The following is a 9,613-nucleotide window of genomic DNA, read 5'->3' on the forward strand; positions in this document are numbered from 1 at the left end:
GGGGTCAGTACAGAAAACGGAAAAAATAGGGCGGTAAGGAATTTTGTCGAGTTTTAACCCATTCTAAAACAACCACTTATTGCCTTTGAGTATCTTTAAATGAGTTTAGACTTCATCAGGTCGCCTAAGCGGTCTAAACTTCCCATTTCCAACTTTCACATTACTTTTCCAAAGGTAATCACCCGTCAGATTGATATGCTCCCAGCCCAGTGGCGACAGGTACTGAAGGTAGTCATCATCAATTTCTTGACCTTGCTCTCGCAACGCATTTACCGCCCGCTCGATATATACTGTATTCCATAGCACAATGGCTGCCGTTAGTAAATTTAAGCCACTGGCTCGATAACGTTGTTGCTCGAAACTACGGTCACGAATCTCCCCTAAACGATTAAAGAATACCGCTCGGGCTAACGCATTACGGGCTTCGCCTTTGTTTAATCCTGCTTGGACACGGCGACGCAATTCTTTATGCTGTAACCAATCTAAAATAAACAAAGTGCGTTCAATACGCCCCACTTCACGCAACGCTAAAGCCAAACCATTTTGTCTTGGATAACTGCCAAGCTTACGCAAGATAAGAGACGCAGTCACCGTTCCTTGTTTAATTGAGGTCGCTAATCGTAAAATATCGGACCAGTGCTCTTTAATCAATTGGATGTTGATTGTCCCACCGAGCATAGGTTTTAAGGCTTGATACGGGTTATCACCTTTGGGAATAAATAGTTTGGTGTCACCTAAATCTCGAATACGAGGGGCAAATTTGAATCCTAGCAAGTGCATTAACGCAAACACATGGTCAGTAAAGCCTGCGGTATCCGTGTAATGTTCATCGACTTTCAAATCTGATTGATGATACAGCAAACCATCTAACACATAGGTTGATTCACGAATACCGACATTCACAAGCTTGCTGTGAAATGGGCTGTATTGGTCAGATACGTGGGTGTAAATCAATCGCCCTGGCTCTGAACCGTATTTAGGATTAATATGTCCCATATTTTGTCCCCTGCCACCTGTTTTAAAGCGTTGTCCATCCGATGATGATGTTGTACCATCGCCCCAATATTGGGCAAATGGTTGATTTAATTGAGCGTTGGTCAGCACGGCTAAAGCGGCAGTATAAGTTTCATCCCGAATGTACCATGCCTGTAGCCATGACAACTTAGAATGGGTCGTGCTAGGACAGGATTCTGCCATTTTCTTTAATCCAAGATTAATACCATCGCTTAAAATGGCAGTTAGTAGTAAATGTTTGTCTTGGATTGAACTTTCACGCTTTAAATGAATAAACTCATCACTAAACCCTATCCATTCATCAACCTCAAGCAGTAATTCAGTGATTTTGATATGTGGGAGCATACTGGCAACTTGGGTTATCAGTATTTGAGCCGACTCTGGAAATACGGCATCGAGTGGGGTGATTTTTAAGCCTGAGCTGGTAATGCTTGCCTCTGGTAGGTTATCAGCTTTAGCAAGCTTATTGGTTGTTTTGAGCTGTTCTACAAGTAACGTTAAACGTTGATTCTGATAAGATAGATAATAGGGATTGATAGCAACGGGTAGCTCACCTTGTGGTATTTTTTGAAACTCATCCTTGGTTATTAGATAGTCATCAAAGGCTTTAAACTGCCGTGACCCTTGTACCCAAATATCCCCTGAACGTAAGGCGTTTTTTAGTTCGGAGAGTACGCATAATTCATAATATCGTACGTCGATATCATTATCTGTGTGAATCAGCTTGTGCCAGCGTTTCTTAATAAATTTGGTGGGTGGGTTATCAGGTAGCTTGCGACTCTCAGCTTTATTCATTGTTCGCAATACCTCAATGGCTTGCATTAAGCTGTTTGAGCTTGAGGTGGCTTGCAATGGCAGAATGTCTAGCATGGCGGGTGCATAACGGCGAATGGTTTGGTAACTGTCATTGATTCTTGGCAGAAAGTCAAAGTCATTGGGCTGAACGAGACTTTCGGCATCATCAACACTTTGGGTAAACGCTTCCCATGAAATGATGTTTTCAATCGCATCAAATGGGTCGATATTTTGTTGCTTCGCTTGGATTAAAGCTTTACCAATACGGGTATAAAGTTCAACTTTTTCATTGATGGATTTGCCAGATGCACTAAAAACTTGCTGATGTTTGTTTTTGGCTTTGTTAAAGATTTTACCAATGATACGGTCATGCAAATCAATAATTTCATCGATAATGGTGGCTTTGCTTTCACTAACCAAGGCAACTAGGGTGGCATACCGCCGTTTGGATTCAAATTTAGCAAGGTCAGCCGCTTGCATTTGACCACCTTCTCGGGCAATTTTTAGCAAGCGATTTTGGTGAATGCGGCGCTCAATACCGTCAGGTAAGTTTATATCGAGGCAGTATTGAAGCCTGTCAATGTGAGAAAGCATATGCCGAGAATTGGGTTTAAGTGGAGATTGACGTAACCAACCAAGATTAGTGAGATTGGTCCCATTTCTGATTTGAAGCAACGCATCGAGTTTCTCTACATGGTTTTGGCTTAAATCATCTGTTAGTCGAGAATAGATGGTTTTATTTGCCTGGGTAATGGCTTCGGCACAGATTTGCTCAATGGCGTTGATTGCAGGCAGTAGTATTCGCTGTGAACGCAAATAACTGATGAGATGTTCGGCAAGAATAACGCCTTTATCGGTGTCAATTGCCAGTGTGGTGAGATAATTGACATATTGCTCATCATTGAGGTGGGCATAGCTGATAAAGCCAAATAATTGCTGTAACTCTAAAATGTGCTCTCTTCTGGTTTTTTCTCTAAAACTATAATCATTCCAGCTATCTTGAGTAATGCCTAATTGCTGACTGGTAAAATTTAGCAAGTCTGAATCTGGGGATTCATTAGGTCCTAATACTATCCCAGGATACCGCATATAACAAAGCTGGATAGCAAACCCCAGTCTGTTCGCATCGCCACGACGTTGTTTGATGATAGATATATCCGCTTCGCTTAAGCTGTAACAACGAATAAATTCTGCTTGATTGTCAGGTAGAGCAATGAGTGATTGTTTTTCACTAGCAGATAAAATGGAGCGACGGGGCATAGCAAACAACCTTTGCTAAAATGATTAATTGATGAATTTCACACCTTTGGCAACTTTATAGATTGTGGCTCGACTGACCCCAAATTGTTTGGCAATATTAGTCGCTGAGGTATGACGGTCGCTCATCAGCTGGCGAATCATTTGTTTTTCATCATCGGTGAGTTTTTCAGGTCGTCCGCCTAAGCGACCCCGAGCACGAGCTGAGCTTAAACCTGCTTGGGTACGTTCTCGAATCAACTCTCGCTCAAATTCAGCAAGGGATGCAAACAAGTGAAAGGTGAGTTTGCCTGATGTGGTACTGGTATCAATGCTTTCTTTGATGGAAACTAGCTCACAGCCAATTTCTTGCAGTTGATTGACGATAGTGATTAAATCTTTAAGACTACGACCCAGTCTATCAAGTCGCCAGATGTATAGCGTATCACCATTTCGCAACGCTTGAAGACAGTTTTCCAGTTGAGGACGTTTGTCTTTTACTGAAGATATTTTCTCTTGAAAGATTTTTTCACAACCGCAGTTTGTTAGTGCATCCAATTGTAAATCAAGGTGTTGGTCAAGCGTCGATGTGCGAGCATAGCCGATTTTCATAAGTGCCTTTATAGGTGTTTATAAAGCAAAATATAAGGCTTTATTATACGCTATTTTATAAATGAGTTAATATACAAAAAATTGCTAGGATAGCCATTAAAAATGGGTGAAAATAAACTGTCTATTAAACCCTGGTTTTTTAGACAGTTGAAAAACGCTTAAAAATACTCGACAAAATTCCTTACCGCCCTATTTTTTCCGTTTTCTGTGCTGACCCCTTTTCCAGAAAATGGCAGTTTATTCAAAAAGCTAAAATTTACAGTTTTATATTTTTGAATATTAAATAAGTATCTAAGGTCGCAATTTAATACATTGGTCTTGGCGAGGAATACTTCGGTTTTTCAGGCTCAATCGGTTTAGGTTGAGTATCTATCGGTTTTTTCACCCAACCCAGCTCATCTGCCCCAATGTGATACTTTTTAGCGTTCTGCTCGGCTTTGTGAGCATAAATGCCTTTAAAGTCAGCTTGGGCTTGTTTTATTCGCTCATTTTTGGAGGCAATAGTCTCTTTTTTGGCATTGGGGGTTGTGGTGTTGCTAGGGTCGGCAATTTGTCTTGTCTGATAATTGGTAAAATCAAAGCTTTCATCAAACACAAAGCCTTTAAGTCGTATCGGTTTTTGGGCATCGGCAGGGGTCACGCTGATAAATTTGGCACTTTGCCGTGTGACCGTTAGTCCAATCTCAGGCATCGCTTCCAGCTCTTTGATAACATCCTCACGCTTTTTGAGTTTGCCACTCATGAGTTTAAAGCGTAGGTATGCTTCGATTTGCGTTTTAAGGCTCTTATAGCTCGTTTTAGGGCTTTGGTTGCTGTCATAAGGGTTTATTAGCCTAGCATGGCTTACATCGTCAGGATCGCTTAATTTAAAGCGATTATTGGTCAATGTTTGCCAGGCTCGGAAATACTTAGCATCTTGACCATGATAGTAAGGTTGCAACCGTTTACCTGTGTAAAGTTCGGTATTGGGTATCAGAAAGTTTAACTCTAGGCGTGGTTTGCCTGTTTTAGGGTCTTTCTTGTCAGTATGCTCGACCCAAAGTACGTTATACCTATCATGTGCCATCCCTGCAAACATAGCTTTCTCAAAGTCTTGAATGATGGCTTGTTTGTCTGCCTCACTAATCGAATCAGGGGTTTCTTCAAACGATAATACCCCAGCAGTATATCTGCGAGCAAAGTTACTGCTATTAATCATGGCTTGGGTCACCACAGGATTACCACTGACAATCCTTGCCTCAGCTCTTAATTTCCCCTCACGCATATAATCTTCGCCCAACAGATAGTTAATTGGGGCATTGCCTGAACCTTTGCCTCGGCTAAAGATTTTGACCAACATGGCGACCTCCCTTTAATCCTTTTCCGCTTGGGTGACAAGTTGGTCAAGCAAAGCATTGGCTTTAGCCAACTCCTGCAATACTTGGATATCAAGCTGTTTTCCGGTATTGGCGTGCCTTGCGATTTGATTCAGGTTACTACCAATGCGAGCAATGTGACGTATCAGATCAGGATCAGCTTGGCGAATCGGTACAGCGCCCAACCCTAAGTCTCGAAGCCACCCTGCTAGACTTTTGGTTTTACGTTGTTGTAGTTCGTTCCATTCAGTTTCGGTTAGGCGTATTTTGACCTCTAGGGTGCGTTTTGCGCCTTTGATTTTGGGCATGGCAGTTCTCTTATTGGGTCGGTTGTTACAAGCCCAACGCAGTCAGACAGATGCCCATTTGGCGGTCTGACGCGTTGGGCTTGTTCGGGGTCTTGGGGTGTCCCCAAGCCAGTATCACTATACCACATTTTAGCGATAGCATAAAAAGGGGTATTAGTGTGTACTGGCTTTATCAGATTAGGCTGAAGTGTATGTAGTTAGTTTGAATCGAGTGTGTGTATAGGGTATAGTTGAAGCGTTTGTAGATAGGTTTTCTAAGTGTCTGTAGTTGGTTTATTTTGGAGTTATAGTTATGCAATCTGGTGATGTAGGGGTCAGCACAGAATTCGGACCATATAGGGCGGTAAGGAATTTTGTCGAGTTTTAATTCATTTTAAAACAATCACTTATCCAGATGCAATACTGTAAAGCTAGATTAAGCACGCTAAAGCCGTCTTAGTGGTCTAAACTTCCCATTTCCGATTCTCGCATTACTTTTCCAAAGGTAATCACCTGTCAAATTGATATGTTCCCAACCTAGGGGTGACAAGTACTGAAGATGGTCAGTATCAATTTCTTGTCCTTGCTCTCGCAACGCATTTACCGCCCGCTCAATATACACCGTATTCCACAGCACAATCGCTGCCGTCAGTAAATTTAAGCCACTGGCTCGATAACGTTGCTGCTCAAAGCCACGGTCACGAATCTCTCCTAAGCGATTAAAGAACACCGCACGGGCTAACGCATTACGGGCTTCACCTTTATTTAAACCTGCTTGTACCCGCCGACGCAGTTCCTTGCTTTGTAGCCATTGTAAAATAAACAGCGTGCGTTCAATCCGTCCGACTTCTCGTAATGCCAATGCCAAACTATTTTGCCTTGGATAGCTACCCAGTTTTTTAATCAATAATGAAGCAGTGGCTGTCCCTTGTTTAATGGATGTGGCTAACCGCAAGACATCCGACCAATTGTCTTCAATCACCTTGGTGTTGATTGTACCACCAATCAAAGGTTTGAGTGCTTGATAAGGATTATGACCTTTTGGGATAAATAGCTTGGTTTTACCCAAATCTTTAATACGAGGGGCAAACTTAAATCCAAGTAAGTGCATCAAGGCAAACACATGGTCGGTAAAGCCTGCTGTGTCGGTATAATGCTCTTCAACTTTTAAATCTGATTCATGATACAGCAAGCCATCTAGCACATAGGTCGATTCTCGAATACCCACGTTAATCAATTTGCTATGAAATGGGCTATATTGGTCAGAAACATGGGTATAAATTAACCGCCCTGGCTCTGAACCGTACTTTGGATTGATGTGTCCTGTACTCTCGGCTCTACCACCTGCTTTAAAGCGTTGCCCATCTGAAGATGAGGTTGTGCCATCGCCCCAATGTCTAGCAAAATCGTTGGTAAATTGGGTATTGGTTAATACACCCAGTGCTGACGCATAGGTTTCATCTCGGATATGCCAAGCTTGCAATCGGGTCAATTTTGAGTAAGTTGTGCCAGGGCAGGACTCTGCCATCTTCCTAAGCCCTAGGTTAATCCCATCACTTAAAATGGTGGTAAGTAGCAAGTGCTTGTCTTTGGTAGTCTCATCGGTTTTCAGATGGGTAAATTCATCGCTAAAGCCCGTCCAATCATCAACTTCAAGTAGTAATTCGGTTATTTTGATGTGGGGTAGCATACTGGCGACTTGCGTAATCAAGGCTTGGGCTGATTCAGGCATTACCGCATCAAGTGGGGTGATTTTTAGTCCTGTAGTCGCTGTAATAGTGGCTTCGGGTAATTTATCCGCTTTGGCAAGCTTATTGGTTTGTTTAAGCTCAGTACCTAGCAAGTTTAAACGGCTTTGCAAATAGGTTTGGCAGTCCGCATCAACGGCAATTGGCAATGCTTGGGTTTGTATAAGGGATTGGAAGCTGTCTTTAGGTAGCAAGTACTCGTCAAAGGCTTTAAATTGTCGTGAGCCTTGCACCCAAATATCGCCTGAGCGTAGGGCGTTTTTAAGTTCTGATAGTACGCACAGCTCGTAGTATTTCATATCGATGCCATCATCAGTATAGATAAGCTTATGCCAGCGTGGTTTGATAAACTGCGTTGGCGGATTGTCAGGCAGTTTACGAGCATTATTTTGGTACATTTCACGCAATACATTGATGGCTTGTAATAGGCTATCTGTGCCACTGGTTGTATAAAATGGCAGTATTTCTAGCATGGCAGGGGCATACAGACGGACGGTTCTATAGCTGTCATTGATTCGGGGTAAGAAGTCAAAGTCAGGTTGTACGAGATTTTCAACTTCAGTAACACTCTGAGCTAGGGTTTCCCATGATATTGCCTGTTCAATCGCCTCCGATAGGTCAAGCTGATTATCCTTGGCTTCAAGCAACGCTCGCCCCATGTTCCGAAATAGATACAACATTTCGTTGATGGACTTGCCCGAATCATGAAATGCCTGTCGATGTTTGTTTCTAGCTTGGTTAAAGATTCTACCAATGATACGGTTATGCAGTTCGATGATTTCATCAATGATGGTGGCTTTACTCTCGACAACAATTGCAACCAAAGTTGCATAGCGACGATTCGGCTCAAATTTGGCAAGGTCGGTGGCTTGCATTTGACCGCCTTCACGGGCGATTTTCAAAAGGCGGTTTTGGTGAATCCGCCGTTCGATACCGTAAGGCAAGTCAAAGGATAGGCAGTATTGTAGCCTATCGATATGAGCATTCATATGACGAGAGTTAGGCTTTAATGGCGATTGGCTTAACCATGCAAGGTGGGTGAGCTTTGTGCCATCTTTGAGGCAGAGTAATTCGTCAAGTTTTGCTAAATGTGTTTGGGTTAAGTCGGCAGTGAGCCGTTCATAGATGATTTTGTTGGCACGGGTGATAGCTTCAGCACAGATTTTTTCAATAACAAGTGGCGTTGGTAGTAGGATATGAGTATTTCGTAAATGGCTAATCAGTTGTTGGGCTAAAACAATACCTCTATCAGTTTCGACCGCAAGTTGGCTGATGTATTCTACATATCCAGCGTAATTGTTGCGTGAAAAGGTTTGATAGCCAAACAGTTGCTGTAATTCTAGCAAGTGCTCTCGGCGGGTTTTTTCTCGAAAGCCATAGTCTTCCCAGCTTTGGGGAGAAACTTTAAGCTGTTTGGCAATAAATTTGAGTAGATAGGGGTCAGGTATTTCTTTCACGCCTAGGATAATACCTGGATACCGCATATAACAAAGCTGGATGGCAAATCCTAATCGATTGGTATCGCCTCGTTTTTGTTTAATCAGCGATAGGTCGGTTTCGCTTAAACTGTAGTGACGAATAAAATCAGTTTGGTTGTCAGGCAATGCCACTAATGACTGCCTTTCTTGGGCAGTTAAAATAGAGCGACGAGCCATGGGATTCCTTATTGGTAAAGGTGGCTAGTTAAAAAATGGTGAACTGAGAATGAATGAAAATCGTTAAGGGCTGGTAATGCCAAGCAGTTGTCTGCCCAGCTGCTTGAGTTCGCCTTTGCCTGTGACATATTGATACAGCGTGCTCACAGCCATATCATCAAGTTCTTTGCAGATATCGGGAATACTACGGGTTTGGTCGCTCATCAGATACTGGGCATAACGCAATTTCTCGGCGGTCATCACTCGGGGTCTTCCGCCTTTTCGTCCACGAGCTCTGGCAGCAGCGAGTCCTTCTTGTACCCGCTGGCGAATGATATTGCGTTCCATTTCAGCAAACGCCGCTTGGATTTGTAAGAAGGCTCTCCCTGTTGGGGTGGTGGTATCCATAGGGGAGTTGATAGCTTTAAAGCCAATGTCTTTACTGGCTAAATCATCAATCAAGATAATCAGGTCTTTGGCTAATCGCCCCAGTCTATCCAAATCCAGCACGACTAACACATCATCAGGTCGTAGGTAAGCCAAGCATTCAGCAAGCCCTGGTCGTTCTGAGTTGCTCCCTGATGCCTTGTCAGTAAAAATCTTCTGACAGCCAATCTCGTTTAACGCATCCAGCTGACGATCAAGCAATTGTTTATCTTCTGCGGTTGAAACTCGGGCATAGCCTATCAAGCTCATGGTGAAATCCTACATCAAACCTAGTTTTTAACATTTCATCATAACTTGATTATATTGCTTTTAATAGATAGCAAAAAGCTGATAAACAGGCAGAAATTTTGGGCATTAAAAAACCTATGGCAAACATGTGTTTTCCATAGGTCGTTCCAATGATGAGTTTTACCTATCACAGTAATTTAAATACTAAACAAATGTACTTACCGCCCTATATGGTCCGAATTCTGTGCTGACCCCAT

General features: G+C 42.7%; 6 protein-coding genes. All 6 read right to left on the reverse strand.

Annotated features, from left to right (window positions below):
* Positions 1 to 105: 105 nt before the first annotated feature.
* Entirely contained in the window at positions 106 to 3,069 is a 2,964-nt protein-coding gene (locus ACQ76V_RS15730) for a Tn3 family transposase (protein WP_036600749.1), read from the reverse strand.
* 24 nt (positions 3,070 to 3,093) lie between these two features.
* A complete protein-coding gene (locus tag ACQ76V_RS15735; RefSeq protein ID WP_036600750.1) occupies positions 3,094 to 3,657 on the reverse strand; it encodes a recombinase family protein in 564 nt (187 codons plus the stop codon).
* Positions 3,658 to 3,961: 304 nt separating this feature from the next.
* Complete coding sequence (locus tag ACQ76V_RS15740) at positions 3,962 to 4,996, reverse strand: hypothetical protein (RefSeq protein ID WP_441001469.1); 1,035 nt, start codon at positions 4,994 to 4,996, stop codon at positions 3,962 to 3,964.
* Between the two features lie 12 nt (positions 4,997 to 5,008).
* On the reverse strand, positions 5,009 to 5,320 hold the full coding sequence (locus tag ACQ76V_RS15745; RefSeq protein ID WP_441001470.1) for a MobC family plasmid mobilization relaxosome protein: 312 nt from the start codon (positions 5,318 to 5,320) through the stop codon (positions 5,009 to 5,011).
* A gap of 424 nt (positions 5,321 to 5,744) precedes the next feature.
* Positions 5,745 to 8,702, reverse strand: coding sequence for a Tn3 family transposase (locus ACQ76V_RS15750; protein WP_309595595.1), 2,958 nt, complete (start codon positions 8,700 to 8,702; stop codon positions 5,745 to 5,747).
* Positions 8,703 to 8,765: 63 nt separating this feature from the next.
* Entirely contained in the window at positions 8,766 to 9,377 is a 612-nt protein-coding gene (locus ACQ76V_RS15755; protein WP_065263204.1) for a recombinase family protein, read from the reverse strand.
* Positions 9,378 to 9,613: the final 236 nt, after the last annotated feature.

Origin of the sequence: Fodinibius sp. SL11 (assembly GCF_052060035.1) — a bacterium.
GTDB lineage: Bacteria > Bacteroidota > Rhodothermia > Balneolales > Balneolaceae > Fodinibius.